Raw genomic sequence first — 25,815 nt, forward strand, 5'->3', positions numbered from 1 at the left:
AGCGTCGGCCCCGACCGGCGGGAGCCGCAGGTCAGTCGATCGGCTCGGCCGCGTCGCAGGTCGGCAGTCCGGAGACGTCGTCCGCGGCGATGCCCTCGAGCGCGGCGAGCGCCTCGTCGAGCGTGGAGACACTGAGCACCTGCAGGCCGTCCGGCACGTGCCCGACGACCTCTCCGCAGTTCTGCGCAGGAGAGAGGAACCAGTCGGCTCCGGCGTCGACCGCTCCGAACATCTTCTGCCGGATCCCCCCGATCGGCCCGACCTCGCCGGCGGCGTCGATGGTGCCGGTGCCGGCCACCTCCGCTCCTCCGTTGAGCGACCCCTCGGTGAGCTTGTCGATGATGCCGAGCGCGAACATCATGCCGGCGCTGGGGCCGCCCACGTCGTCGAGCTGGATGTCGACCTCGAAGGGGAAGTCGAACGCGGCGCCGGCGACGATGCCGAGGACCGCGGAGCCGTCGCGGTCGACAGGCACGACGCGGACGTCCTGCTGCTCCCCGTCGCGCTCGACGGTCAGGTCGACGGGCGAGCCCGCTCCGGACGCCTGCACCGCCTCGCGCAGCGCGGCCACGTCGGCGATCGGCTCACCCCCGACCGCGACGACCGCGTCTCCGGGCTCGAGGACGTCGACCGACGGCGACCCCTCGGGGATCTGCACGACGGACACGCGCTGATCGACCGGGTACCCCAGCTCAGTCAGCGCGGCGGCGATCGCCTCCTGCTGCGAATCCGTCATCTCGGCCTGGTTCGCCTCGTCGCGCTGCTCGACGGTGACCGACCGCGGGAAGATCGACTCGACCGGCACGACCGCCTTGCTGCGATCGAACCAGGCGCCGACGATCTCGACCCAGCTCGGCAGGCTCTCGGGGTTGCCGACGACCGAGACGGTCAGCATGTCGAGGGTTCCGGTGGTGGGGTAGGTCGGCTCGTCGGGGATGGAGATGAGGGGCACGTCCTCGCCGTCGGCCTCGCTCGTGCCCAGGGTGTCGAAGACGGGGCCCGGCTGCTCGATGACGTAGGGGGCCGGGGCGACGCCCAGCACCACGACGAGCGCGACTCCCGAGAACAGCACGGCCGGCCCCACCCAGGCCCGCCGCTCCCGCGTGGGAGAGCGCCGGGGATCGTCGGAGAACAGCGTCACGGGGGCCTTCCTCAGGGCGTGCGGGGAAGCTCCGCCGGAGTGTTCGCGGCGGGCGGAAGCGGGCCCTGCGGTTGCGGTCGTCTTCAGGCCGATCGCCCGGGCACTCGGGCTAACGTAGCTTGCACGACTGGGAGTCGAGTCACGATCCCGGGCGTTCACGCGAACGACGGAGGGCTGATCCGAATGGCCGCAGGCGACAGTGCTGACCGACCCGGCGAGGGCTCGGAGGACGAGTTCCGCGAGATGCTGAGCCGGTTCCTCTCGGGCGACGGGCCGATCGATCCCTCCCAGCTGGCCGGTGCCGCCGGGCTGCCCAACGACCCGGTCGCGCTGCAGAACCTGCTCTCGCAGCTGCAGAGCGCGATGCAGCAGAACGGCGACGGGATCAACTGGACGCTCGCGAGCGAGCAGGCCAAGCAGCTCGCCCGCACCGACTCGGTGCCGGTCACCGACTCCGTGCGCGCACCGCTCGACGGAGCCTTCGGCGTCGCCGCCCTCTGGCTCGACGAGGTCGCCCACGTGTCCGAGCTCAGCCGTGCGCCGCGCAGCATCAGCCGCCTCGAGTGGATCTCTCTCACGATGCCGGTGTGGACGCAGCTCGCCGAGCCCGTCGCCCTGAGCATCTCGGACGCTCTGACCCGGGTGATGCGCGAGCAGGCTCCGGAGGAGATGCGCGCGATGATCGCCGGCGCCGAGAACATGATGCGCGGCATCGGCGGCACGCTGTTCGCCCTCCAGCTCGGCCAGGTCGTGGGGCAGCTCGCGGCCGAGGTCGTCTCGGGCGGCGACATCGGCATCCCGCTGCTCGAAGAGGGCGACGCCGCGATCCTGCCGCAGAACGTCGCCGCGTTCGGCGAAGGCCTCGACATCCCGATCGACCAGGTCCAGATCTACCTGGCGGTCCGCGAGCTCGCCCACGCCCGCCTCTTCCGCCACGGCAAGTGGCTCCGCCTGGCCCTGATCTCGCAGATCACCGACTTCGCGCGCGGCATCAGCATCGACACCACCCGCCTCGAGGAGCTCGCCGAGACCTTCGACCCCTCGAACCCCGAGGAGCTGCGCGACGCGATGACCTCCGGCGCGCTGATCCCGCCGAAGACGGAGGAGCAGCTCGCTGCGCACGCCCGCCTCGAGACGGTCCTCGCGCTCATCGAGGGCTGGGTCGACGTGGTGACCGCCGCCGCGACGACGCGCCTGCCCAGTGCCGGAGCGATCGCCGAGACCGTCTGCCGCCGCCGCGCCTCCGGGGGGCCGGCCGAGTCGGCGTTCGCGACCCTCGTGGGCCTGGAGCTCCGGCCGCGGCGTCTGCGCGACGCCGCCGCCATGTGGCAGGCCGTCACCGACGCGGTCGGAGCGGAGGCGCGCGACAGCCTGTGGTCGCACCCCGACCTGCTGCCCGGCTCCGAGGACCTGGACGACCCGAGCCGCCTCGTGGCGCGGCTCAGCGCGGAGGCCCGGGGCGAGACTCCGGAGCCGGACGAGATGGACCTCGCGCTCGAGGAGCTCCTGAACGGCGGGACGCCCGACGCCTCCTCCGAGGACGGCACCGGCCCGACGGGCGACCGTCCCGTCTGATCCGACGACGCGCGAGGGGCCTGTGGAGAACTCCGCGGGCCCCTCCGTCGTTTCGGCCATGCTCTCGGCATGGTCCTCCGGCTCGATCCCCGACTCCCCGTCCTCTGGCGCTCCGCGACCGCGGTGCAGATCGGCCTCGACCGCCCGCACGCGGTCCTCGAGGGCGTCGGCTACGCGGAGGAGCTGCTGCTGCACGCCCTGCGGGTCGGGACGAGCGCCGGCACCGCTCGGCTGATCGCGCGACGGGCGGGCGCCTCCGACGACCGGATCGACGACCTGCTCGAGACGCTGCGCCCGGTGCTCTCCCGCAACGTCTCCCCCGCCCCGCCGCCGGCGCCGCGCGTCGTCGTCGAGGGCGATGGAGCCGCGGCGGACGCCCTGCGCACCCTGCTGCGCGGCGAAGGCTGCGAGCTGGTGGCGGAGGACGAGGTCCCGGACGTGGCGGTGCTCCTCGCCGACTTCGCCGTCGCTCCCGCACGGGCGGCGCACTGGCTGGCGGCGGACGTCCCCCACCTCGCGGTGGTCTTCGGCGACGAGGCCGTCCGGGTCGGTCCGCTGGTCGAGCCGGGCGCGGGGCCCTGCCTGCACTGCGCCGAGCGCGACCGCATCGACTTCGACCCCGAGTGGCCGCGGCTCGTGATCCAGGTGCTCGGCCGCCGCGCCCCGACCAGGACGGGCCTCGCCAGCGCCTCGATCGCCGTGGTGGCGGCCGATGCGGTGCTCCGCCGGGTCCTCGCGGGATCAACGGCGCTGCGCGAGACCGAGCGCACCTACTCCGACGCCTCGGGCGGCTTCAGCGAGCGGAGGCTGGAGCCGCACCGCGAGTGCGCGTGCCGAGCTCTTCCAGGAACCGCGACGGCTCCCGCCTCGTGACGCGGCCCACGGTCGAGCGCGACCACGACAGGCGCAACCGCCTGCGGGCGCGGGTGATGCCGACGTAGAGGAGTCGCCGCTCCTCGTCGATGCCCTCGAGACCGCTCGCGTACGAGATCGGCAGCAGCCCCTCCGACAGGCCCATCAGGTGGACCGACTCCCACTCCAGGCCCTTCGCGGAGTGGATGGTCGCGAGGGTCACCGCCGCCCGGTCGGGCTCGTGGTGCACCTGCTGGCGGGCGAGGAGGTCGTCGGTGAACTGCCGGAAGCTCCAGCCCGCGGGGGCCTCGTCGACCAGGCGGGCGAGGGTGTCGAGCGACTCCCAGCGATCGCGGACGGCGCCGGGGGCCGACGGCGGCTCGGCGCTCCAGCCGAGCGAGCGGAGGACGTCGCTGACCGACTTGAAGAGGGGCTCGCCGGCGATCGAGACCGAGGCGGCGCGCAGCTGCATGACCGCCTGCTTCACCTCGGGCAGGTCGAAGAAGCGCTTGCCGCCGCGCATGTGCGCGCTGACGCCGCGCTCGGTGAGCGCGTGCTCGAGCACCGCCGACTGCGAGTTCGTGCGGAAGAGGATCGCGATGTCGGAGGGGCGGACGCCCGCCTGGATGTCGGCGGCGACCCGCTCGGCCACGCCGCGCGCCTCCGCGATGTCGTCGGGGTAGGCATCGATGGAGGGCTCGGGCGCCTCGCCCTTCTCGACGGCGTGCAGGACGAGCGCGCCGGGGCGACCGCGCATCAGGCGGTTCGCCGTCTGCACGATCGGAGTCGCGGAGCGGTAGTTCTCCTCGAGCCGCACCACGGTGGCGGAGGGCCAGTGGCCCGGGAAGTCGAGGAGGTAGTCGGCGCGGGCGCCGGCGAAGGAGTAGATGGTCTGACTCGCGTCGCCCACGACGCACAGGTCGCTGCGGTCGCCGAGCCACAGCTCGAGCAGGCGCTGCTGGAGCGGGTTGACGTCCTGGTACTCGTCGACGACGAAGAAGCGGTACTGCTCGCGGACCTGCATGGCCATCGCGGGCTCCGACTCGAGCATGCCCGCAGTGACGAGCAGGACGTCCTCGAAGTCGATCTGGCGGCGCTGGTCCTTCAGCCCCTCGTACTCGTCGACGAGGGCGACGGTCTGCTCGAGCGTCAGCCGACCGGGGAGCGCACGGGTCCGGGCCGCGACGGCGTACTGCTCGAGCGACAGCGCCGAGACCTTCCGCCACTCGATCTCGGCCGAGAGGTCGCGCAGCGTCGCGGTGTCGAGCTTCAGCCGGAGCCGCTCGGCGGCGTGGCCGAGCAGGCGGGCCTTGCCGTCGAGCAGCTGCGGCATCGTTCCGCCGACGAGCTGGGGCCAGAAGTAACCCAGCTGCGACAGCGCCGCGGCGTGGAACGTGCGGGCCTGCACTCCCCCGGCGCCGAGGACGCGCAGGCGCGAGCGCAGCTCCGCTGCGGACCGGCTCGTGAAGGTCAGCGCCATCACCCGGCTCGGCGTGTAGACGCCGGTCGCGACGCCGTGGGCGATGCGGTGCGTGATGGTGCGGGTCTTGCCCGTGCCCGCTCCCGCGAGCACGCAGACCGGGCCGAGCAGCGCCTCCGCCGCCTCGCGCTGCCCCTCGTCGAGTCCGTCGAGCAGGCTCACGCGATGGGCCCGTTCTCGAGCTCGCCCCCGTACCAGTCCTCGATCATGGCGCGGGCGATGGAGGAGCGGCCCGGCAGCAGGACCGACTCGAGCGAGTCGCGCAGCTGGTCGCGGGTGAACCAGCGGAGGTCGACGATCTCCTCGCCGTCGGGGAGCAGCGCGGCCGGCTCCTGGTCGGGCGCGAGGCGGGCGGTGAAGCCGACCATCAACGAGGCGGGGAACGGCCACGGCTGCGAACCGAGGTAGACGGGATCGACGACGCGCATGCCCGACTCCTCGAAGATCTCGCGGACGACGGCGGCCTCGAGGGACTCCCCCGGCTCGACGAAGCCGGCGAGGAGCGAGAAGCGGTCGGCCCCCCACATCGCGTTCGAGCCGAGCAGCAGGCGGTCGTCGGCGTCGAGGACGCAGACGATGATCGCGGGGTCGGTGCGCGGGAAGACCTGGCTGCCGTCTGTGGGCGAGCGGCGCACCCAGCCGCCCTGCTCCACGACCGTCGGGTCGCCGTTGCGCGGAGAGTAGGCGTGGGAGGCGTGCCAGTTGGCGATCGCGAGCGCCTCGGTGAAGAGGCCGGCGTCGCGGCGGCTGAGGCGCTCGGCGATCGGGCGCAGCGCGCTCCAGCGCTCCTCGTCCGGCTCGAGCTCGAGCGCGGCGGCCTCGGTGAGGACCGTGGCGACGACGGGCGTGCCCGCGGGCTCACCCGGGGCGTCGACGGTGGTGCGGCCGAGGTAGACGCGGAGGGTGCCGGCCGTGACCGCGCTCGCGCTCTGCAGGGCGAGGGCGTCGCCGTCGACGAGGGCGCGATCCTTCCGCAGAGCGAGGACCCGGGTGGCGGGATCGGCGAGCAGCTCGTCGTAGAGATCCGGACGGGCGCGGGTGAGGTAGTCGCGATCGACGGCCTGGCGGGCGAGCGGGAGGCGTTCGATGAAGGGCGTGGTCATTCGGAGCTCTTTCCAGGAGGCGGTGCCGCGGGATCGGGAGGCGCGGGAAGGGTCGGGCGGAGCCGCTGGGCCGGAGCCGTCTCCCGAGCACGGCATCGGCGGGAGAGCGCGTGGCGGACGGGCCGGTCGGGGGCGGAGCGACCTAACCTGGAGCCATGGCCAGATCCCATCTCACTCTAGCCGCGCTGGCCACTTCGGCCGTCGAGGGCCTCGACGTCCGGACCGCGCGCGCGTTCACCCACTCGACCCACGGGGACTTCGACTCCGCCCTGCTCTCGACCCGCGAGGGGGCCCGGCTCCTCGTGCGCGTGCCGACCTCGCCCCTGGCCGAGCAGGAGCAGCTCGGCGACCTCGTCGCGCTGCGCGCGCTGACCGCGGGGATCCGCAGCCGCCTGCCGTTCGACCTCCACACGAGCGTCGGGCAGGCGCCCTTCGACGGCACCCGGGCCGTGGTCTACGAGTTCCTCGACGGCGACCGCGTCCTCATCGACGACGTCGCCCCGGCGAGCGGGCTCGCCGACTCGATCGGTCGCGCGATCGGAGCGATCCACTCGCTGCCGGCGTCGTTCGTGCAGGAGGCGGGCCTGCCCGTCTCGACCGCCCGCGACAGCGTGAACGAGACGGTCGCCGTGATCGAGCGCGCCGCCGACACCGGGCACGTCCCCGCGGCGCTCGTCGCGCGCTGGGAGACGGCGTCCTCGGACGAGTCGCTCTGGCAGTTCGACCCGACCGTGGTGAACGGCTCGATGACGTCGGACTCCTTCCTGCGCTCGGGCGAGGTCGTCACCGCGGTGCTGGGCTGGGCGGCGCTGCGCGTCGGCGACCCGGCACGCGATCTGCACTGGCTGCTGAGCGCCCCCGGAGCCGGCACCGCCTTCGCCGCCTACTCGCGGATGCGCGCGGGAGCGGTCGACCGGACCCTGCGCCAGCGGGCGCAGCTCTACGCCGAGCTCGAGCTGGCGCGCTGGCTGCTGCACGGCACCGAGACCGACGACTCCGCGATCGTCGACGACGCGGTGGCGATGCTCGACACGCTCGTCGACAGCGTGCTCGGCGACCTCTCCGCCCCGCTGTCGTCCGACACGGGCCCCGTGCTCGAGGTCTCGGAGGTCGAGGAGCTGCTGAACCGCACGCCCGGCGCCCGGACCGGCGCCTCGGCTCACGGCCGCGGCCTCGCCCCGAGGGCCGAGGAGAGCGACTCCGAGAGCTCCCGCTCCGAGTAGAACCGCTCGGGCCGGAGCACCAGGTCGTCGGCCACGAAGTAGAAGACGGCGTCGATGCTCTCGAGCGGCACGCCCTTCCACTTCGCGAAGGCCAGCCGGTAGAGCGCGAGCTGGAACTGCTTCAGCTCGAGGTCGGCCGCGTCCTTCGGGGCGCGGCCGGTCTTCCAGTCGACGATCTGGTAGCCGCCTGCGACGGGGTAGACGGCGTCGATCTTGCAGACGACGACGTGCTCGGCGAGCTGCAGGTGGATCTCGATCTCGACGGCCTCCGGGCGGCGGGCCGCCCACTCCGAGTGCTCGAAGGTCTCGACGAGGGCGGCGAGCCGCTCCTGCTCGACGCTCGCCCCGCCGAGGTCGTCGAGCTCGTCGGGGAACGTGTCGACCGCCTCCGCCTCGCCCTGGACGCCGAAGCGGTTCTCGACCCAGGAGTGGAACGTCGTGCCGAGCCGGGTCTGGCGGTACGGGCGCTCGGGCATCGGCCGGCGCAGCTGGGCGGCGACCTCCTCCGGCGCGCTGATGACGTCCTTGAAGCGCGAGGCGGGGATGCGCACGGGCAGCGCGACGCGCTCCCCGCCGGCGAGTCGCACGGCGCGCTCGGCGAGCAGCAGCCGGATGTCGTCGCCGCGCGGGCCCTGGAGCCCCGGCTCGGCGATCCGCACCCGCTCGGCGGCCGCGCGCACGCGCTCCCCCCGCGATCCGAGCGGATCGTGCGGCCAGCGGAAGGTGCGCGGGGCGCGCTCGAGGGGGTTCTCGAGGTGGGACGGCTCGACGGGGAGCTCGGGGATCGTGCCGGCCTCGGCCAGGTCGCGGAGGAACACGCCGGGCCCGCGGGGCTTGGACTGCCCCGCCCACCACGATCCGCTCAGCAGCAGGTGGTGGCGGGCGCGGGTCACGGCGACGTAGGCGAGGCGCCGCTCCTCGGACTCGTTGCGCTCGCGCAGGGTGTCGCCGAACTCGCCGATCGCGTCGACGACGTCCTTCTGCGTCTCGGCGCTCCGCCAGTCGAGATCGGGCAGCTCGGCCGCGTCGCCGCGGAAGGCGTAGGGCATGGCGCCCAGCCGCACCCAGCCCCGGAAGCCCTCGACCGGCGTACCCGGGAGCTCGCCGTCGACCATCCGCGGCACCGCGACGAGGTCCCACTCGAGGCCCTTCGAGCCGTGGATCGTCAGCAGCTGCACCGTTCCCGGCTCCGGATCCTCCGGTCGGGGCGCCAGGCCGTCGCGCTTGTCGGCGAGGACCAGCCAGCGGAGGAAGCCGCGGAGCGAGGACCCGGTGCCGCCGCCCCGGTCGTCGGTCTGCAGGTAGCCGGCGACGGCCTCGCGGAAGGCCTCGAGGTTCGCGCGCCCGTCACTGCGCGACTCGTTCGCCTCCACCTCGATGTCGAGGCCGAGCTCCTGCTCGACGAGGGTGACGAAGTCGAGCAGGTCGAGTCCGGCCCGGGCCCGGAGCCGAGCGAAGAGCGTGCCGGCGTCGTGCATCCGCGCGAGACCCTGCTCGCTGAAGGCCGAGAGAGCGGAGTGGTCGAGCCTGCCGTCCTCGCCGGGGCGGCGCGAGGCGATGAAATCGAGCGCCTCGATGATCGAGCCGCCCTCGCCCTCGGTGACGGAGGCGCGCATCCGCTCGCGGACGTCCTCGGGCAGCAGCCGGTGCGCGTGGTCGCGCGAGGCGAGCCAGGAGGCGAGGTCGCGCAGGGCGCGGAGATCCCTGACCCCGATCCGCCAGCGCGCGCCGGCGAGGAGGCGGACGAGCTCGCTGCCGGCGGCCGGATCCTCCACCACGGTGAGGGCGGCGACCAGATCGGCGATCTCGGGTTGGCGGAGCAGCCCCCCGATCCCGAGGATGTGGTACCGCACGCCGTGTTTCGCCAGGGCCGCCGCGAAGCGGTCCATGTGGGCGCGGACGCGGAAGAGGGCGGCGGCCGACGGCGGCTCGGGGCTCTCGGCGAGCCGGCCCGCGAACCAGCGGGCGACGTCGTCGGCCTCGTCCTCGATGGTCTCGGGGAAGGTCAGCTCGACGGGGTGCCCGCTCGCGGCGGGACCGGCCTCGAGCCGGTCGACCGCCACTCCGCTGGTCGCCTCGAGCGGCTGGACGATCGCGTTCGCCGCGGCGAGGACGCGATGGCCGTTGCGCCAGCTCATGCTGAGCGAGAAGCGCGCCGCCGAGCCGAAGTCGACTCCGAACCGGCCGAGACCCTCGGCGCTCGCGCCTCGCCAGCCGTAGATCGACTGGTGGGGGTCGCCGACCGCCATGACGCCCTGCCCGGCGAACAGGCGCGAGAGCAGACGAGTCTGCAGGACGGAGGTGTCCTGGTACTCGTCCAGCAGCACGACCCGGTAGCGCGCGCGGTGCTCGTCGACGAGCTTCGGCACCCGCTCGGTGATCCGCAGCGCCAGGGCGACCTGGTCGGAGAACTCGACGAAGCCGCGCTCGGCCTTCGCCTCCTGGAAGCGCTCGGCGAGGGAGGTGAGGACGGGCAATGCGCCGACCGCCTGGACGGCCTTCTCGACCTCGCGGTAGACACCGCTCCCCTTCGAGCCCCGGGGCAGCTCGGCGATCCGCATGAAGTCTTCGGCGAAGCCCGCGACGGCGGCCGGGTCGGCCAGGTTGTCGGCGAGGTCGTGCGCGAGGGCGATGACGAGGTCGGTGAGGCGGTCGATGTTCGCCTCGACGTCGAGGATGCGAGGGTCGGACGTGTCGGCGACCACTCCGCGCGCCAGATGCCAGGCCGAGGCCTCGGACAGCACCGTCGCGTCGCCCTCCCGCCCGATCAGCGCGGCGTTGTCTCGGAAGATCGTGTTGGCGAAGGCGTTGTAGGTGGAGACCGTCGCGGCGTCGAAGGGATCCGGCTCGGTCTGACCCTCCGCGAGCGGGAGGAGCCCCGCGGCGCCGAGCTGGTCGATGCGCCGGCCGATCCGCTCGCCGAGCTCGGCGGCCGCCTTGCGGGTGAACGTCAGTCCGAGCACCTCGGAGGGGGCGGCGAGACCGTTGGCGAGGAGCCACAGCACGCGGTTCGCCATGGTCTCGGTCTTGCCGCTCCCCGCTCCGGCGACGACGAGCGCAGGGGCGAGCGGCGCCTCGATCACGGCGCGCTGCTCGGCCGTCGGCGGGCGGAGGTCGAGCTTCTCGGCGATGGTGAGGGCGTCGATCACGCGGACACCTCCGTCTGTCCCTCATCGGAGTCGTCGTCGGGCTCGACCTCGTCGAGCGCGAGGGTGCCGTCCCCCGAGACCTCCGGCACGGCGTGCTGGCGGTAGCGCAGGGCGTCCCCCGGAGAGAACGGCACGGCGTCGAGCAGGCCCGAGAAGGCCGGAGCGGCCATGCCGGTCGCCGCGGCGCGCACCCGTTCGCGCAGGCGCTCGAGCTCCTCCTCGCCGAAGCGCGGCTGCACGACCTCCCGGTAGCGCCTGCCGCGCACCCCGCCCGAGACGAAGAGGAGCTTCGCACCGCCCCGCTCGGCCGAGCCCGCCGCCTCGATGGCCCCGCTCGCGACCGCGAGCTGGTAGCTGCCGAGCTGGGCGTGCTCCGCCACTGCGGCCTGGGGTGGGATGCTGCGGCCGGTCTTGAGGTCGACGATGGTCACGGAGCCGTCGGCCGAGCGCTCGACGCGGTCGATCGATCCGCGCACGCGGGCCGGCGGCACTCCGATCTCGAACTGCTGCTCGCGGCCGAGGACCTCGCCCCCCGCCTCGCGGAAGTCGACGAGGTACTCGGCCAGCCCCTCGACCAGCCGTCGGGTCAGCCGCTTCTGCCGCTCGCCGAGCCAGGGCGACTCGAAGACGAGCTCGGGCCAGCGCGACTCGAGCTGCGCCCACAGGGTCTCGGTGTCGGGCTCGGCGGCGTTCTCGAGCACCCAGTGCACGAGCGTCCCGACGCCCATCGCCGTGCTCGTGGTCGATCCGGACACCGCGTCGACGAACCAGTTGAGCGGCGAGCTCTCGAACGCCTCGAGTCGGCTGGGTGAGACCGACACCGGTCGCTCCGGGTCGTCGAGCTCGAACAGCGGCTCGCTGGTCGAGGGCTCGAGGACTCCGTACCAGGAGACCGGATCGGCCCCGGGCACCTCGGCGAGCGCCAGAGCGCGCAGCCCGCGGATCGCCGCCGGGGCGTCGGGCGAGTTCGGAGTGGTCGCCGTGCGCCGCAGCGCCGCGACCGCTCCGCGCAGGGTGAGGGGCACCGCCGAGGCGGCGTCGAGGTGGGGCACGTCGGGAGGCGTGAGCCGGAAGAAGAGGGACGGGGTCTCGTCCTCGCCGGACACCGCGCTGAGCACGAGCTGGCGGCGCGCGCGGGAGGCGGCGAGCGCGAACATCCGCAGCTCGTCGTCGAGGGTGGCCTTGCGCCCGTCGAGCGGCAGCCCTCCCTCGCCGCGCGCGGCGCGGACCAGCCCGTCGGGATCCAGGAGGGAGCCGCGCTGGCGGAGGTTGGGCCAGACGCCGTCCTGGAGCCGCGCGACGACCACCACGTCGAACTCGAGCCCGACGACGGAGGAGGGCGTGCCGATCAGCACCGCGTCGTCGAGGGAGCGCGGCGCGAGGGTGTCCTCCGGCACCTCGGCCTCGAGGATCTCGGTGACGAATCCGACCGCCGAGGATGCCGCGGCGCGCTCGACGAAGCGGCGGGCCGCGCTGAAGAGGGCGACCACGCCGTCGAGGTTGCGGTTCGCCTCGGCGGCCGTGAGCCCGGTGCCGAGCGCCAGTTCGCGCCAGGACGTCGCGACCCGGCTCGACTCCCAGGCCGACCAGAGCAGCTCCTCGATCGAGCCGTGGTCGTCGTGCAGCCGCCGGACCCGGTCGATCGTCACCGCCAGGCGCTCGGCCTGCCGCGCGGGGCCGGAGTCGATGGTCGCGAAGCGGCCGGGGGCCGAGAGCGCCTCGACGAGCAGGGCGTCGCTCGGGCGGATCCCGTCGCCCGCGAGCTCCTCGGCGCGCAGGGCGAGCCGGAGTCGGCGCAGGCCCAGCCGGTCGACGCCGCCGAACGGCCCGAGCAGGAGCTCGGCGGCGAGCGCGGCATCGAGGGGTCGCTCGCCGATGGCGACGCCGACCAGTACGAGCAGCGATCGGGCGGCGTGGTCGTCGCGGAGCGCGCGGCCGGCGAGGACGGAGCGCACCGGCACCTCGGCCACGGCGAGCGCCTTCACGAGCGGCTGCACCGCCGCGCCCGACCGCACGACCACGGCCATGCGGTGCCACGGCACTCCGTCGCGCAGCCTCCGCTCGCGCAGCAGCCGCGCCAGGGTCGCGGCCTCGCGTGCTGCCGTCGGCGCCTGCAGCACGAGGATCGGCGCGGGGGCGCCCGGAGCGTCGTCGTCGGCGCCGGCTGCGCGCTGGCGGCCGGCCGCCGCCGCTCCGATGCGCTGGGTCGCCCGCGAGACCAGCGCCCGCAGCGAGGCCGGATGCCGGTGGACCCGCTCGAGGACGAGCGTCTCGGCGTCGGGGACGCCGATGCTCGCGGAGAAGCGGCCGAGGGTGTCGGAGGAGGCGCCCCGGTAGGCACTGGTCGCCACGTCGGGGTCGCCGAACGCGATGATCGTCACCCCGCGCGCGGCGAGGGCGCGCAGCAGCACGACGGTCGACTCGCTCGCCTCCTGCAGGTCGTCGACGACCACGAGTCGCAGCGCGGTGATCCGCTCGCCCCCGCCTCCGCCGCGGATGGTCTCGGCCGCGAACGCGGCGAACTCGGCGGCGTCGAGCTTCGTGCCGACGTCCGGCGACATCCAATCGACGACCTCGCGGAACTCGTCGATCAACTCGGCGGCCGCCGCCCACTCGCCGCGCTCGGCGTCGACCGCGAGCGCCCGGATCGCCGCGGAGTCGAGCCCGTGCTCGGTCGCCCGCATCCCGAACTCGCGGAGCTCCGTGCGGAAGGTGCGGAGCCGGAGCACCTCGGGGCCGAACCCGTCCGGCCAGCGCGGCCCGGTGCCCTCGGCCAGGTGCCCCTCGATCAGCTCCGACAGGAGGACGTCCTGCTCGCCGCCGGTGAGCAGCGTCGGCCGCTCGATGCCGAGCTCCTTGGCGGAGGCGGTGACCGCCTCGAACGCCAGCGACGTCGCGGTGCGCGCCAGGGGCCCGCGCGTCGGCACGTCGAGTCGGAGGGCGAGGACGTCGCGGAGGGAGGTGGCGGCGGTGCGGCTCGCGGCGAGGACGGCGACGGACTCGGGGGCGTAGCCGCGCTCGAGGACCCGCTCGGCGACGAGTTCGACGATCGTCGTCGTCTTGCCCGAACCCGGCGCTCCGAGCACGGCGGCGCTGCGTCCGTCCGGCAGTGCCAGAACGGCTCGCTGCGAGGCGTCGAGCTCGATCCGTGCGCCGGCCTCCGGCCGCTCCTCGACGGAGACGGCAGGGGCGGAGGGGGTTCCAGGAGCGGGCACGCGACCACGCTAGCCAACACCGCCGACACTGCCCGGCGCCCGCGGCGCGGCAGCTCGCGACCCCGGTCCGCTCAGCGCGAAACCCGCGTCGGGGCCTCGGCACGGTGCCGTATCGTGACAGCCACGTCCCTCCTCCCGAAAGGCAACTGCTGGTGGAAATCCGTATCGGAATCGTCAACACTCCGCGAGAGCTCAACTTCGAGTCCTCGATGTCCGCGACCGAGGTCGAGAAGACGGTCACCACCGCTCTCGAGGCCGGTGCGAAGGTTCTGCGCCTGCGCGACGAGAAGGGCAAGATCTACATCGTCCCCACCGACACCATCGCGTTCGTCGAGCTCGGCTCGGAAGAGTCGCGCCGCGTCGGCTTCGTCGCCTAAGCACTTCCCGAGCACGACGTGGAGCTCCTCTTCATCGGCATCGGCGGGGTCCTGCTGGGCCTCGCCGCCCGGTACTCGCTGCCGCACCGCCACCTGCACGGCTCGGTGCTCGTGCCCGCGGTCGGCGGAGTCGTCGCCGCGGTGCTCTGGGTCGCGCTGACCTGGGCGGGGCTGCCCTGGGACGGCGGCCTGATCTGGGTCCTCGTCCTGGCGCTCACCGCGGTCGCCGTGATCGTCGTCGACCTCGTGCTGGGCCGATCGCGCGCCCGCCGCGACGACGCCTCGCTCGAGGCGATGCTGGCTGGGCGCGCCACCCCCTAGGCGGACCACGACACGAACGAACGGCGCGGGAGTCCTGGACTCCCGCGCCGTTCGTCGTCCGTGGGGGGTCAGACCGGCGCCGCGACCTCCGTCGCGAGCAGCGCCTCCGCCACGGCGGCCCGGATCGGCTCGACGATCGGCAGCCGACCGGTGAACTCCGCGACGAGCACCTGCGCCGCCGCACTCAGCGGTCCTCCGCCGATGATCACCGCCTCCGCGCCGGCCGCCTCGGCGCGCAGCACGGCGCCGCGGAGCTCGATGAGCAGGCGCTCGGGGTCCTCGAGCTCCTCCGCCGCCGTCTCCGTCAGGAAGCACCCGACGTAGTCCTCCGACCGCCCCGCCGAGACGACCAAGGAACGGAGCGTCGTCTCGAGCCGGGCCGTCGTCGTCGCGATCGCGAACCGACGGCCGCCGAGCCCCGCCGCGCGCACCGCAGCGGCGCCGATCCCGATCACCGGGAGCCCCGTCGCGCGGGCCGCCCCCTCCGCACCAGGATCGCCGAACGCTGCCACGACGAGGGCGTCGGGTGCGTGCGACAGAACCGAGCGCCGGGCCGCCGCCACGACCTCGCCCGCCGCGGCCGCGAGCGCGACCGGATCGGTGATGATCCGCGGTCCCCTCGCCGCCGTCTCCCCCGCGATCCGGACGTCCAGGCCCCGCACCGCATCCCGGGCGATGCCCACGAGCAGCCGCGTGGTGGTCGCGGAGGTGTTCGGGTTCAGCACGACGAGGGTGCGCACGGTTCAGTCCTCCGCCATCGGGCGGCCGACCGTCTCGCGGGGGAACTGCACGGCGATCGCGCAGATCGCGAAGAGGCCCGCGAGCAGGGCGAACATGCCGCCGACCCCGGAGGCGTCCAGCACCGCTCCCGCCAGGAGCGGGAACAGGCCTCCCGAGAGCGACCCGAGCGCGAGGATGACGGAGGTGCCGAGCCCGCGGATCCGCGTCGGGTACTGCTCCGGGGCGAACAGCCAGATGGTGGTGTTGAGCACGATCACCGAGAAGTTGAAGAGGAAGCCGAACATCAGCACGAGGGCGACGGTCGTGCCGAGGAAGCCGAAGCCCAGTCCCGCCCCGACTCCGAGGATCGCGGCGACCGTGAGCGTGAGCTTGCGGGGCAGGCGGCGGGCGGCGAGAGCGGCCACGAGCGCTCCGACCAGGGAGCCCGACTGCATGACGAGGGTATACCAGAGCGCACTGGTGATGTCGAAGCCGCGGGACGTGAGGATCAGCGGGATGAGCGTGAGCATCGAGATCTGCGCGGCGTACGACATGCACACCGCCACTCCGAGGGCGATCGTCGTGCGGCGGTGGCGCCGGCCGAAGAGCTCGGTCCAGCGCGGAGTCGCCACGGCCGCGGTCGTTGCGGTCTCGGCAGCACCGAGGTAGTCGATCTCCTCGTTCAGCGGCCGGTGCAGCCGCCCCTGGGCCAGACGGTTGACGACCGTGTTCGCCTCGGCGACGCGTCCGCGGGCCGCGAGGTAGCGGGGCGTCTCGGGCAGCGCTCGGCGGTAGACCACGACGGCGAGGGCGGGGATCACCAAGAGGCCGAAGAGCCAGCGCCAGCGGTCGTCGCCCGTGAACACCGTGAAGACGATGACTCCGAACAGCGGGGCGAGCATGTTGCCCAGCCCGGCCGCCGCGACGTTGATGAGACCGACTGCCGTCCCGCGGTGCTTGGCCGAGAAGAACTCCGCGAGCATGATCACGGCGGTCGCGATCTCGCCGCCGAGCCCGAGGCCCACGAGGAAGCGCGCCGCGACGAGGATCTCGTAGCTCGGCGCGAGGGCGCAGAGCAGGCTGCCGACCGCGAAGACCATCAGGTTCGCGCCCAGGAGGGTCCGCCGGCCGACCCGGTCCATCACGACTCCCGCGAGCACGCGGCCGAGCGCCACGGCGGTGAACGTCGCGGTGTTGAGCAGACCGAGCTGCGCCCCGGCCAGGCCCCAGTCCGCGGCAAGCACCGGCCCGGCGACTCCGACCGTGTTCTGCTCGATCGCGTCGAAGAACACGCCGAACAGGATCATCGCGACGATGCCGACGTGCGCGCTCGTGACTCCGATGCGCGAGTAGGCGGCCTCGATGCGGTCCCCCATCGTCGTCGAGGGCGGAGGGTTCGTGACGGTGCTCATGGGCGGATCCTTTCGAACGGAGTCAGGGAGGCGCTCGGTATACCGAAGCACCTCGCCAACGGTACGGTCGCGCTCCCACCCGCGTGTTTCGGCCGCGTGAAATCGCTGTTACGGCTGGCGATCGCGACGCCCGTTACCCTGGCCCCACCCGCACAGGTAGACCCGAGGAGGCGCCATGGTCGAGAAGAGCCCGGCGAAGACGATGTCGCAGACCGTCTACGAGGAGCTGCGCCGCAGGATCCTCGACGGCAGACTCCCCGCCGGGGAGCCGATCCGGGAGCGCGATCTCGCCGCCGAGCTCGCCGTCTCGCGCGTCCCGATCCGCGAGGCCCTCCCCTGGCTCGAGCTGGCCGGCCTCGTCACCGTGCGGCCTCGGAGCACCGCCGTCGTGACGATCGTCACGCGACGCGACGTCGACGAGCTCTACGACATCCGCTCGGCGCTCGAGCCCCTCGTGGCGCGGAAGGCCGCCGAAGCGGTGTCCCGCGGTGCCGATGCCACGGCGCTCGTCGCCGTCGTCACGGACGCGAGCACGGCCCTCGCCGACGGAGACCTCGCGCGGTTCCACTCCGAGAGCGGCCGCATCCACGGCGCGATCGAGGCGATCGCCGGCAACCGGCTGCTGATCTCGACCATGGGGCCGCTGGACGAGCGGAGCAACCGCCTCAACATCGCGAACATCCAGGCGGAGCCGCGCGTGCGCCACGAGGAGCACGTGCGTCTGGCGGAGGCGGTCGCCGCGGGGGACGCGGGCCTCGCCTCCTCCGTGGCTCACGCGCACGTCGAGTGGGGGCGGCAGCGCACGATCGCGACGCTCGCCGACGTGCCCGGCTTCTCGGCGGAGTGACGCCGGCGGCTCAGGCGGTCAGCCCGAGCGCGTCCATCCGCCGGGTGTGCGAGGCGATCAGCTCGGTGAACACCGGCTCGATGCGCGACTCGTCCGAGTCGGGGTTGCCCGACCCCATCAGCGCCGAGCGCGCGACGAGCAGGGTGTCTCCCACCAGGCGGCGGCCCCAGACCGCCAGGCGCGAGCCGAGGCGCTCGTCGGCGGCGATCTCGCGGCGCAGGATGGTGATCAGCCCGTCGATGCCGGTGTCCGCGCCCAGCGTCTGGGCGATCCGCGGGCCCACGTCGTTCGGGAGCCCCCCGGTCAGGCGGATGAAGAAGTCGTCGAGCAGCCCGGCCGTGATGTAGGCCGAGAGGAGCGTCTCGTGCAGGTCCGCTCCGCGGGTCAGCCGCTCGAACGTGTCGATCGCGGGGCGGAACGGCGCCATCGCCTCGCCCGGCTCCACCTCGCGCCGGCGGAGCTCGGCGACCACCGCGTGGTGCTTCGAGAGCGCGGTGCCGGCCGCGGCCGAGATCGCCTCCTTGTCGGCGAGGTCGTCGGTGTCGGCGACGGCTCGGGCGAGCGCCTCGAAGATCGCGAGCTGCAGGTAGGCGACCTGCCCGAGGTAGGGCAGCACCTCGGGGGTCAGATCCGCCAGGTCGACGCGGTCGCGCTTGGCGGACTCGCCCCGCGGGGTCAGACGCGGGGCCTCTCCGGAGGGACGTCGGCGTCGGAACCAGGCTGCCATTCGCCCAGCTTAGAGCGCGGGCGGTGCGCCCCGCCGCCGCCTTCGGGGCCGCGGAGAGAGCGTGGCGGTAGACTCGCCGGGATGTCACCGGCGCTGGATCGGTGACCCTGCGCCCGGAGTCGTACAGGGGCGTAGACCGTTCGACACGACAGGCGCTTCACTCCCGTGACTTTCTCCGATCTCAACATCGACGACGACATCGTCGCCGCACTCGCCTCCAAGGGCATCCTCGAGCCGTTCCCCATCCAGGAGCAGACGATCCCCCTGGCCCTGCAGAAGCAGGACATCATCGGCCAGGCCAAAACCGGCACCGGCAAGACCTTCGGCTTCGGCCTCCCCCTCATCCAGGCGCTGGGCACCGACCCGGAGCCGGGCGTCAAGGCGCTCATCGTCGTCCCGACGCGCGAGCTGGCCGTCCAGGTGACCGAGGACATCGAGCTCGCCGCCTCGAACCGCCCCACCAAGATCGTCTCGATCTACGGCGGCAAGGCGTACGAGGGCCAGATCGAGCAGCTGAAGGCCGGCGCGCAGATCGTCGTCGGAACCCCGGGCCGCCTGCTCGACCTCGCCGGTCAGCGCCTGCTGTCGCTCGCGAACGTCCAGGTGATGGTGCTCGACGAGGCCGACAAGATGCTCGACCTCGGCTTCCTCTCGGACATCGAGAAGCTGTTCGCCCAGACCCCGCAGACCCGCCACACCATGCTGTTCTCGGCGACGATGCCCGGCGCGATCGTCGCGCTCGCGCGCCGCTTCATGAACAAGCCGATCCACATCCGCGCGACCGATCCCGACGAGGGCATCACGCAGGCCAACATCAAGCACATCGTCTACCGGGCGCACTCGCTCGACAAGGACGAGGTCATCGCGCGCATCCTGCAGTCGGAGGGACGCGGCAAGACCGTCATCTTCACCCGCACCAAGCGCGCCGCGGCCCGCATCGTCGAGGAGCTGAACGACCGCGGCTTCAACGCCGCCGCGGTGCACGGCGATCTCAACCAGGAGCAGCGCGAGCGGGCGATGGCGGCGTTCAAGGCCGGCAAGAAGGACATCCTGATCGCCACCGACGTCGCCGCCCGCGGCATCGACGTGAACGACGTCACCCACGTGATCAACCACACGATCCCGGACGACGACCAGACCTACCTGCACCGCGTCGGCCGCACCGGCCGCGCGGGCAAGACCGGCATCGCCGTCACGTTCGTCGACTGGGAGGACCTGCACAAGTGGGCCCTCATCAACCGTGCGCTCGAGTTCGGCCAGCCCGACCCGGTCGAGACGTACTCCTCGTCGCCGCACCTCTACACCGACCTCGACATCCCCGTGGGCACGAAGGGCCGGCTGAAGCCGACTCCGATCCCCGCCGAGGCGAAGGCCGACGCGCAGCCCGAGCGCAGCACCCGTCAGCGCGAGCCGCGCGAGCCGCGCGAGGGCCGCGAGCCCCGTCGCCGCACCCGCGGCGCAGGCGAGCAGTCCGAGGCCGCCGCACCGCAGACCGGCCAGGCGCCCTCGAGCGAGAGCAAGGAGCACCACGACGGCAACAGCGAGCCGCGCCGCCGGACGCGCCAGCGCCGCCGCAGCCCGCGCCCCGACGCGCAGGTCTGACGCACTCCTTCACGAGCCCCCTCCGCGAGCGATCGCGCGAGGGGGCTCGTGCGTCCACCCGAGGGTGAGCGTCGGCGTCAGCCCCGAGCGGAGGCGCGGATCGCGTCGACCGTCGCGCGCGGGGTCGTGTTCTCGCCGAGCCGGTTCGGCTTGCCCGTGCCGTGGTAATCGCTCGACCCGGTCGTGACCAGGCCGTAGCGCTCGGCGAGCTCCCGCAGTCGCGTCCGGCCGCCCGCCGTGTTCTCGCGGTGCTCGACCTCGAGGCCGAACAGCCCGGCCTCGACGAGGTCCGGCAGCATCGACTCGACGACGATGCCGCGGGTGCTGGTCGCCGGGTGCGCGATCACCGGCACGCCGCCCGCGGCGCGGACGAGGCGGACCGCGTCGACCGGGTCGGGGGCGTAGTGCGGGCGGTAGTAGCCGCCGCGCCAGTCGAGGATCCCGGCGAAGGCCGCCGAGCGGTCGGTGGCGAGGCCGCGGGCGACGAGGGCGTCGGCGATGTGCGGGCGTCCGATCGTGGATCCGGGGCGGGTCTGCGCGAGGACGTCGTCCCAGGTGAGGTCGTAGTCGGCCGAGATCGCGGTCACGATCGCCTCGGCGCGGTGCCTCCGCTCCGAGCGGATGCGCGCGGTCTCGGCGACGAGACCCGGATCCTCCGGATCGACGAGGTACGCGAGCACGTGCACGCTCGCCCAGCCGACGCGCGACGAGAGCTCCATGCCCGGGACCAGCTCGATGCCGCAATCGCGGGCCGCGTCGATCGCGGCGGCCCAGCCGCCGGTGGAGTCGTGATCGGTGAGAGCCACTCCGGCCAGGCCCGCGTCGGCCGCCGCGCGCACGAGCACCTCGGGCGGTTCCGTGCCGTCGGAGACGAGGGAGTGGGTGTGGAGGTCGAACCCGCCTCCCGCGACATGCATGCCCCCCATCGTAGACGCGCGTCCTGCGCCCGAGGCCGGGAGGATGCCCTACCCTGACCGGGATGGGGACGAGACTGGTGAAGACCGCGGTGGCCGCGGCGGTGGCGATCGTCCTGCTCGTGGCGACCGCGCCGGGGTTCTTCGGTCTCGCTCGCGAGGCGCCCTTCGCCCAGCTCGTCTCGTTCCGGCTCGGCACGGCGCTCGGCGCCGTGGCGGTGGCCGTCGTCCTCGTCGTCGTGGCGGTGCTGGTGCGCCCGGTGCGCCGGCTCGCGCTCGTGATCGCGGGGCTCGGACTCGCGTTCGCCGTGGTCCTCGCCGGTCTGCAGGCCGTCCGGGGCGACGACTCCTCGCCGCCCCGCGCCCACCGCCTCGCGGACCTGCGGATCCTGACCTGGAACACGCTCGACTCCGTGCCCGTCGACACGGTCGTCGCACTCGCGACCGAGAACGCGGTCGACGCCCTGAGCCTCGTGGAGGTGTCGGAGGCTCCCGCGCAGGAGATCGCCGCCGCGCTCGGTGCCGCCGGCCGCCCGATGACCCTGCACTACGCGGCGGGGAGCGAGAGCACGGCCGGCACGGCGCTGCTGCTCGCGCCGTCGCTCGGCGCCTACTCCGTCGACCCCGAGAGCACCCCCACCGGCACCCTCGCCTCACTCGTCGTCCGACCGGACACCCCTGAGCGCCCGGTGATCGCCGCCGTGCACGCCGCTCCGCCGATCCCCTCGCTGATGGCCGACTGGCGCAGTGACCTCTCCCGCCTCGCCGCGCTCTGCAGCACGGAGGAGGACGTGGTCGTGGTCGGCGATCTCAACTCGACCCTCGACCACTGGGCCGGCCTGCCCGGCACGGCGGACCTCGGCGGCTGCACCGACGCCGGGTCGCTCGCCGGCGGCGCCGCCCTCGGGACCTGGCCCGCGTCGCTCCCGACGCCGCTGGGCGCTCCCATCGACCACGTCCTCTTCTCCGGGCGCTGGGACGTCTCGGGCTACGTCGTCGTCGACGACCGGGACGACGCGGGGAGCGACCACCGGCCGGTCCTCGCCCAGCTCTCGGTGCGCGGTCTGGTCAAGGAGACGTCCTGACCCCTCCCCCGGACGAGGAGGAGAATGGGGGCATGACGAACACGGACGAGCAGACCACCCCGACGCCCGACCCCGCCGCCGCGCCCACCCCGCGCGCGACCGCGAACCGCTCGACGACCCCCGCCTCCGACCGCTTCCGCGACTTCATCGCCTCCGGCTGGGCCGAGCGGGACGAGCCGCTGCCCGCCGCGCGCGAGCAGGCCTCCTTCGCCGCCGCCCGTCGCGAGCGCCTCTCGGCGCTGCACACCGGCGAGCGCGTCGTGATCCCCGCGGGCCGGCTCAAGCAGCGGGCGAACGACACCGACTACCCGTTCCGCGCGCACTCCGCCTTCACCTGGCTGACCGGCTGGGGCGCCGACTCCGAGCCGGGCGCCGTCCTCGTGCTCGAGCCCGGCGAGTCGGGGCACAGCGCGGTGCTGTACTTCCGCGAGCGCGCCGGCCGCGACTCCGACGAGTTCTACGCGAACCCCGAGATCGGCGAGTTCTGGATCGGGCCGCGGCCCTCCCTCGCGCAGGTCTCGGCCGACCTCGGGCTCGAGGCCCGCGGCATCGACGAGCTGGACGCGGTCCTGGACGCGCAGGACGACGTGTCCGTGGCCGTGCTGCGCGAGGCCGACCCGCTGGTCGCCGAGCGCCTCGCCGGTCGCACGTCGGACGACTCCGACGCCGCCCTCGAGCGCGACCTCAGCGAGCTGCGCCTGGTGAAGGACTCCTACGAGATCGCCGAGCTGCGTGCCGCCGTCGACGCGACCGCCAGGGGCTTCGAGGACGTGCTCGCCGACCTGCCGCGCATCGTCGCCCACGAGCGCGGCGAGCGCCTGATCGAGGGCGTGTTCAACGGCCGCGCCCGCGCCGACGGCAACGCGGTCGGCTACGACACGATCGCCGCCGCCGGTCCGCACGCCTGCATCCTGCACTGGACCCGCAACGACGGACCCGTGCGCGCCGGCGAGCTCGTCCTTCTGGATGCGGGCGTCGAGCAGGAGAGCTACTACACCGCCGACATCACCCGCACCTTCCCGGTCGACGGCGTCTACACCGAGGCGCAGCGCCGGGTGCACGAGACGGTGCGGGAGGCGGCCGACGCCGCGTTCGCGATCGTCCGCCCCGGCATCCGCTTCCGCGAGGTGCACGCCGCCGCCATGGCCGTGATCGCTCGCCGCACGGCGGAGTGGGGGCTCCTCCCCGTCGGCGCCGAGGAGGCGCTCGAAGCCGACAACCAGCAGCACCGCCGCTACATGGTGCACGGCACGAGCCACCACCTCGGCCTGGACGTGCACGACTGCGCGAAGGCCCGGCGCGAGATGTACCTCGACGGAGTGATCGAGGCCGGCATGGTCTTCACGATCGAGCCCGGCCTGTACTTCCAGCCCGACGACCTCACGGTGCCCGAGGAGCTGCGCGGCATCGGCGTGCGGATCGAGGACGACGTGCTGGTCACCGAGGACGGCGTCGAGAACCTGTCGGCCGGCATCCCGCGCTCGGCCGACGAGATCGAGGCCTGGATGGCGCGGCTGGCCCGCTGAGGCGCCGCGCCGCTCAGGCGGCGAGCGCCGGAGCCGCGAACGCGCCCTGAGCGGTCGCGAGCGCGAGGCCCTCGAGGAGCACCGCGAGCTGGCCCGCGGGGGCCTTCGGATCCTCCGGGTGCCACTGCACGGCCACGATCGGGGCGCTGCGGTGCTCGATCGCCTCGACGACCCCGTCGTCCGCGCGCGCGACGATCTCGAGCCCGGGCGCGAGGCGGTCGACGGCCTGGTGGTGCGCGCTCTGCACCGCCAGGACCTCCGCGCCGAAGAGCCCGGCGAGGGTCGAGGACGCGGCGAGCTCCACCGGGTGGCTGTGCATCCGCTCGTGCGCGGGGGCGGCGGCGTTCACGTGCGCGGCGTCGGGGCCGAGGTCCGGGACGAGCGTGCCGCCGAGGGCGACGTTGACGACCTGCAGGCCGCGGCAGATGCCGAGCAGGGGCGTGCGGCGGGCGAGAGCGCGGTGCACGAGGGCGATCTGCGCATCGTCGGCGCGCTCGGCGTGCGGGCCCTCGCCGGGATAGCCGCGGGCGGCTCCGTAGCGCTCGGGCGCGATGTCCTCGCCGCCGGCCAGCACTATCGCGTCGGCACCGTCGGTCTCGGCGAGCAGTCGGGCGGCGCCGAGGTCCTCGGCCGCGTACCGCTGCGCGTCCCAGCCCAGTTCGCGGGCGAGGGTCAGGAGGCGGCCGTTCAGGATCTGCACGTACGCGTGGTACTCGTCGCGTCCGGGCCGCGTCCGGGCGACCTCCACGATGGCGAGCGAGCGGGTCATGCCGTCCATCCTGCGCACCCCGGCGAGCACGGTCGAGCGGAGGCGACACGGTCCGTAACACGCGGGCCGTACGATCGCGGAGTGACCTCCGCTCCCCCGCCCCTCCCGGAGCGGCTGCAGCGCGCCCGTGCCGACGTCTCGGTCCTCGCCGGCCTCGCCTCCGAGCGGCAGGTGCGCCCGTTGCGCGAGGCCGCGGACCGCGCCGCCGACGCCCCGGAGGAGCACGCCGAGGCCCTGCTCGCCGGCGTCGAGGCGATGACCGCGCTCCTCGCCCGCGCCGAGGCCCAGCTGAGCGGCCTCGAGCGCTCGGTGCGGGACGACCTCGACCGGGCCGACACCCTCTCCGGCGTGCGGACGGCCGCACAGGTCGCCTCCGCCGCCGACGTCGCGACGGCCGGAGCCACCGCCAGGGGGCTGCTGCTCGACGCCGACGAGGCGCGCGCGGCGTCGACCGGGCACGACCCCGCCGCGGTGCTCTCCCTCCTCCTCGACGCCGATGCCGCGCTGGACGCGGTCGTCGCCGGGTACCGGGACCCGCACGCGCAGGCAGAGCGCCAGCTCCTGCTCGTCGAGGCCGCCCGCACGGCCGCCCGTCTGGGCGCGGACGCGGTCGGCCTGCTGGTGCTCGTGCACGGCGACCGGATCACCTCGGCGCCGCGCATCCTCGCGGAGGAGACGCTCGCGCAGCTCGACGCCGCGGTCCGGCTCGCCGCCGCCGACCCCGCGGGTGCACTGGAGGAGGCCCGGCGGGCGGTCGAGCGCTCGCGCTCCGCTCTCGACGAGGCGATCGTCGACCTGGACGGGTCCGACGCGCCCGCCGCCGAGGCGCCCGCGGCGGCCAGCGCCGACCCCGCGCTCGGCGTGCTGCCGGCGGTCTGAGGACGAGCGCCGCCCCGTGCCAGACTGAGACGCATGGCGTCCTTCCTCGTGGTCCCGCAGTGGCAGGGCTCGGCGTCGACGCGGGCCATGCGCCTCGTCGACGGGGCCGAGGCGATCCGCGGCGACCTCCCTTCCTCCGCCACCGTCATCGTCGAGGTCCCCGCCGAGGCGGGCGACGCGCAGGACACCGGGATCCGCCGCTACGCCTCCGTCGCGACGACCGCGGAGCGCGTCCGCGAGGCACTGGTCGGCCGTCCCGGCCCCGTGATCACGATCGGAGGCGATTGCGGGGTCGAGTTCGCCGCCGTCGGCCACGCGGTCCGCACGACCGACGGCCCGGTCGCGCTCGTCTGGCTCGACGCGCATCCGGATGGGAACACCCCCGCCACCTCGCCCAGCGGCGCCTTCTCGGGCATGGTCGTCTCGGCCGTCCTCGGCCGCGGCGTCGGCCTCCTGAGCGCGGGCGCGGACGAGCGGGTCGACGACGCCCGCGTGGTGCTCGCCGGAGTGCGGTCGACCGATCCGGGCGAGCTCGAGGGCCTGCTCGAGCGCGGTGCCCGCAGCCTGACGGCCGACGAGCTCGATCCGGAGGCGCTCGTCGCCGCCGTCGAGGCCACCGGGGCGGTCGCGGTGTACGTGCACATCGACCTCGACGTGCTCGATCCTGCCGATCTCGCGGGGCTGTTCGACCCCGTGCCGTTCGGCGTGCCGGCCGGACGGCTCGTGGCGAGCCTCGAGGCGCTGCGAGCGCGGTTCCCGCTCGCGGGCGCCGGACTCACCTCCTTCGCCCCCTCCTCCCCCGCCGCTGCCGTCGACGACCTGCCCACGATCCTCCGCCTCGTCGGCGCCCTCGCCCGCGGGGCCTGAGCGAGCACCCCGAATCCGCGACCGGGAGCCG

At 74.1% G+C, this 25,815-nt stretch carries 21 protein-coding genes; 11 read left to right on the forward strand and 10 right to left on the reverse strand.

Translation table 11 applies throughout. The features are described from left to right. Positions 1–31: 31 nt before the first annotated feature. Entirely contained in the window at positions 32–1,141 is a 1,110-nt protein-coding gene (locus ASF48_RS15465) for a YlbL family protein (protein ID WP_055793647.1), read from the reverse strand. Between the two features lie 183 nt (positions 1,142–1,324). On the opposite strand from ASF48_RS15465, the gene ASF48_RS15470 reads away from it, so the two are divergent. Beyond that, positions 1,325–2,716: a zinc-dependent metalloprotease gene (locus tag ASF48_RS15470; protein WP_055793649.1), complete on the forward strand. Its 1,392-nt coding sequence runs from the start codon at positions 1,325–1,327 to the stop codon at positions 2,714–2,716. 69 nt (positions 2,717–2,785) lie between these two features. After that, positions 2,786–3,589, forward strand: a complete 804-nt coding sequence (locus tag ASF48_RS15475) for a hypothetical protein (RefSeq protein WP_055793651.1) — start codon at positions 2,786–2,788, stop codon at positions 3,587–3,589. Here ASF48_RS15475 and ASF48_RS15480 read toward each other — a convergent pair. Together ASF48_RS15480 and nudC are read right to left on the reverse strand one after the other, a co-directional pair. Further along, the gene (locus ASF48_RS15480; RefSeq protein ID WP_055793653.1) at positions 3,510–5,210 is read right to left on the reverse strand and encodes an ATP-dependent helicase; all 1,701 of its coding nucleotides are present in this window, start codon (positions 5,208–5,210) and stop codon (positions 3,510–3,512) included. The genes ASF48_RS15475 and ASF48_RS15480 overlap by 80 nt on opposite strands. Further along, entirely contained in the window at positions 5,207–6,151 is a 945-nt protein-coding gene (gene nudC / locus ASF48_RS15485) for an NAD(+) diphosphatase (protein ID WP_055793655.1), read from the reverse strand. The genes ASF48_RS15480 and nudC overlap by 4 nt, the downstream gene beginning before the upstream one ends. Positions 6,152–6,306: 155 nt before the next feature. Between nudC and ASF48_RS15490 the strand changes: the two genes are divergently transcribed. Further along, complete coding sequence (locus ASF48_RS15490; protein WP_055793657.1) at positions 6,307–7,374, forward strand: phosphotransferase; 1,068 nt, start codon at positions 6,307–6,309, stop codon at positions 7,372–7,374. On the opposite strand, the gene ASF48_RS15495 is transcribed toward ASF48_RS15490, so the two are convergent. Then, positions 7,311–10,523, reverse strand: a complete 3,213-nt coding sequence (locus ASF48_RS15495) for an ATP-dependent DNA helicase (protein ID WP_055793659.1) — start codon at positions 10,521–10,523, stop codon at positions 7,311–7,313. The genes ASF48_RS15490 and ASF48_RS15495 overlap by 64 nt on opposite strands. After that, the gene (locus tag ASF48_RS15500) at positions 10,520–13,738 is read right to left on the reverse strand and encodes an ATP-dependent DNA helicase (RefSeq protein ID WP_082481581.1); all 3,219 of its coding nucleotides are present in this window, start codon (positions 13,736–13,738) and stop codon (positions 10,520–10,522) included. The genes ASF48_RS15495 and ASF48_RS15500 overlap by 4 nt, the downstream gene beginning before the upstream one ends. A 152-nt stretch (positions 13,739–13,890) precedes the next feature. Here ASF48_RS15500 and ASF48_RS15505 point away from each other — a divergent pair, with 152 nt between their 5' ends. Together ASF48_RS15505 and ASF48_RS15510 are read left to right on the forward strand one after the other, a co-directional pair. Further along, complete coding sequence (locus tag ASF48_RS15505) at positions 13,891–14,115, forward strand: DUF3107 domain-containing protein (protein ID WP_055793661.1); 225 nt, start codon at positions 13,891–13,893, stop codon at positions 14,113–14,115. Between the two features lie 18 nt (positions 14,116–14,133). Beyond that, positions 14,134–14,436: a hypothetical protein gene (locus ASF48_RS15510; RefSeq protein WP_055793663.1), complete on the forward strand. Its 303-nt coding sequence runs from the start codon at positions 14,134–14,136 to the stop codon at positions 14,434–14,436. Positions 14,437–14,504: 68 nt separating this feature from the next. Here the strand turns inward: ASF48_RS15510 and ASF48_RS15515 are convergent, their stop codons facing one another. After that, positions 14,505–15,176, reverse strand: coding sequence for an aspartate/glutamate racemase family protein (locus tag ASF48_RS15515; RefSeq protein WP_055793665.1), 672 nt, complete (start codon positions 15,174–15,176; stop codon positions 14,505–14,507). A 3-nt stretch (positions 15,177–15,179) separates the two neighbouring features. After that, positions 15,180–16,568 (reverse strand): MFS transporter, encoded by a 1,389-nt coding sequence (locus ASF48_RS15520; protein WP_055793667.1) that lies wholly within the window; start codon positions 16,566–16,568, stop codon positions 15,180–15,182. Positions 16,569–16,743: 175 nt separating this feature from the next. On the opposite strand from ASF48_RS15520, the gene ASF48_RS15525 reads away from it, so the two are divergent. Then, a complete protein-coding gene (locus ASF48_RS15525; protein WP_055793669.1) occupies positions 16,744–17,415 on the forward strand; it encodes a GntR family transcriptional regulator in 672 nt (223 codons plus the stop codon). 10 nt (positions 17,416–17,425) lie between these two features. Here ASF48_RS15525 and ASF48_RS15530 read toward each other — a convergent pair whose 3' ends face one another. Further along, the gene (locus tag ASF48_RS15530; RefSeq protein ID WP_055793671.1) at positions 17,426–18,142 is read right to left on the reverse strand and encodes a ferritin-like fold-containing protein; all 717 of its coding nucleotides are present in this window, start codon (positions 18,140–18,142) and stop codon (positions 17,426–17,428) included. Positions 18,143–18,307: 165 nt separating this feature from the next. Here ASF48_RS15530 and ASF48_RS15535 point away from each other — a divergent pair, with 165 nt between their 5' ends. After that, positions 18,308–19,744, forward strand: a complete 1,437-nt coding sequence (locus ASF48_RS15535; protein WP_055793674.1) for a DEAD/DEAH box helicase — start codon at positions 18,308–18,310, stop codon at positions 19,742–19,744. A 77-nt stretch (positions 19,745–19,821) separates the two neighbouring features. Here the strand turns inward: ASF48_RS15535 and ASF48_RS15540 are convergent, their stop codons facing one another. Then, a complete protein-coding gene (locus ASF48_RS15540) occupies positions 19,822–20,661 on the reverse strand; it encodes a PHP domain-containing protein (RefSeq protein WP_055793677.1) in 840 nt (279 codons plus the stop codon). Positions 20,662–20,723: 62 nt separating this feature from the next. Between ASF48_RS15540 and ASF48_RS15545 the strand changes: the two genes are divergently transcribed. Together ASF48_RS15545 and ASF48_RS15550 are read left to right on the forward strand one after the other, a co-directional pair. Further along, positions 20,724–21,743, forward strand: coding sequence for an endonuclease/exonuclease/phosphatase family protein (locus ASF48_RS15545; protein ID WP_082481583.1), 1,020 nt, complete (start codon positions 20,724–20,726; stop codon positions 21,741–21,743). A gap of 32 nt (positions 21,744–21,775) precedes the next feature. Further along, positions 21,776–23,269: an aminopeptidase P family protein gene (locus ASF48_RS15550; RefSeq protein WP_055793681.1), complete on the forward strand. Its 1,494-nt coding sequence runs from the start codon at positions 21,776–21,778 to the stop codon at positions 23,267–23,269. A gap of 13 nt (positions 23,270–23,282) precedes the next feature. Here the strand turns inward: ASF48_RS15550 and ASF48_RS15555 are convergent, their stop codons facing one another. Further along, positions 23,283–24,038 (reverse strand): gamma-glutamyl-gamma-aminobutyrate hydrolase family protein, encoded by a 756-nt coding sequence (locus tag ASF48_RS15555; protein WP_055793684.1) that lies wholly within the window; start codon positions 24,036–24,038, stop codon positions 23,283–23,285. Between the two features lie 81 nt (positions 24,039–24,119). Between ASF48_RS15555 and ASF48_RS15560 the strand changes: the two genes are divergently transcribed. After that, a complete protein-coding gene (locus ASF48_RS15560; RefSeq protein ID WP_055793686.1) occupies positions 24,120–24,917 on the forward strand; it encodes a hypothetical protein in 798 nt (265 codons plus the stop codon). Positions 24,918–24,950: 33 nt separating this feature from the next. Continuing rightward, the gene (locus tag ASF48_RS15565) at positions 24,951–25,784 is read left to right on the forward strand and encodes an arginase family protein (RefSeq protein WP_055793688.1); all 834 of its coding nucleotides are present in this window, start codon (positions 24,951–24,953) and stop codon (positions 25,782–25,784) included. Positions 25,785–25,815 lie beyond the last annotated feature (31 nt).

Origin of the sequence: Rathayibacter sp. Leaf299 (assembly GCF_001423055.1) — a bacterium.
GTDB classification, from domain to species: domain Bacteria; phylum Actinomycetota; class Actinomycetes; order Actinomycetales; family Microbacteriaceae; genus Rathayibacter; species Rathayibacter caricis.